Below are 1,143 nucleotides of genomic sequence, written 5' to 3'. Positions count from 1 at the left end.
CCGGTCGCGGCGGTAGAGGTCGCGGCGGTAGAGGTCGCGGCGGTCGCGGCGTTCAGTCCCAACTGTCGACGTGCCGCATCAGGGGCAGCGCCTTCCGCTGGATCCGGCCCATCCGCGAGTGGATCGCATCGAGGGTCTCGATCGCCTCCGCCACGTAGGGCCCCTTGTTGAGCATCACGCACTCGGACCGCTGCGCCGAGCCCGCGTCGGAGATCTCCGCGCGCGACGGCATCCCGGTCTTCGCGAGCGACTCCAGCACCTGCGTCGCCAGCACGACCGGAACGCGGGCCGCCTGGCACATCAGCGTGATGTTGCGCGGGATCTCCGAGAGCGACTCGAAACCCATCTCGACGGCGAGGTCGCCGCGGGCGATCATCACCCCGATCCGGTCGTGTCGCATCGCCTCCAGCACCAGGTCCGGCAACGCGCGGTAAGCCTGCCGGGTCTCGATCTTGAGCAACAACCCCAGCTCCCGCCCCGATTCCGCGACCGCCGCCCGTAGCGCCTCCACCGCGTCGGTGACATCTCCCCTCGTCCGCACGAAGGACAGCGCCACGACGTCTGCGTGCCGGGACGCGAAGCGCAGACACTGCCGGTCCTCGTGGGTCAGTGCGGGGGTGTCCACCTCCACTCCCGGGACGTTGATGCCCTTCTCCGACCCCAGCCAGCGTCCGCCCTCGCGGCAACGCACCACCTCCAGCCTGGCCCACGGCCCGTCCTCCTGACCCGGCGTCGAGGTCGCGATGACCTCCGCGGAGATCACCCCGTCGTCGAACAGGACGCGGTCCCCCACCGACAGGGCCTCCACGACCGCGGGCAACGCACACCCCAGTCGGATCTCCTCGCCGGACCGCGGCGGCTCCACCGGTTCCATGTCCACGGTGAGCAGGATCAGGTCCCCGCGGTGGACGCGGATCCGGCGCGGCACCGCGGGGATGCCGCGGACCCGGGTGTGCTCGAAGTCGCAGTCGATCAGGGTCCCGTCGCGCACCCACGCGTTGCGATCCCCCTCCGCCAGCACGCCGTCGGGACCCGCGGACACCACGGTGAACCGCCGTCTGAGCCGCCGCGCGTCGGGGACCTCGATCACGTCTCCCGGGGACCGGCCCGCGAGCCACCGTGGGTCCACCCGGACGCACAGCG

Annotated in this window: 1 protein-coding gene; it reads right to left on the bottom strand. The window is 71.8% G+C overall.

What is annotated here, in order from left to right:
* Positions 1–52 precede the first annotated feature (52 nt).
* Positions 53–1,143 (bottom strand): pyruvate kinase (locus tag G6027_RS15010; RefSeq protein ID WP_241727169.1); only part of this gene is annotated, 1,091 nt, incomplete at its 5' end.

It is taken from the genome of Dietzia sp. SLG310A2-38A2 (genome assembly GCF_014145095.1).
In the GTDB taxonomy this organism is placed as follows: domain Bacteria; phylum Actinomycetota; class Actinomycetes; order Mycobacteriales; family Mycobacteriaceae; genus Dietzia.
This window is presented reverse-complemented; position numbering and strand designations above follow the sequence as displayed.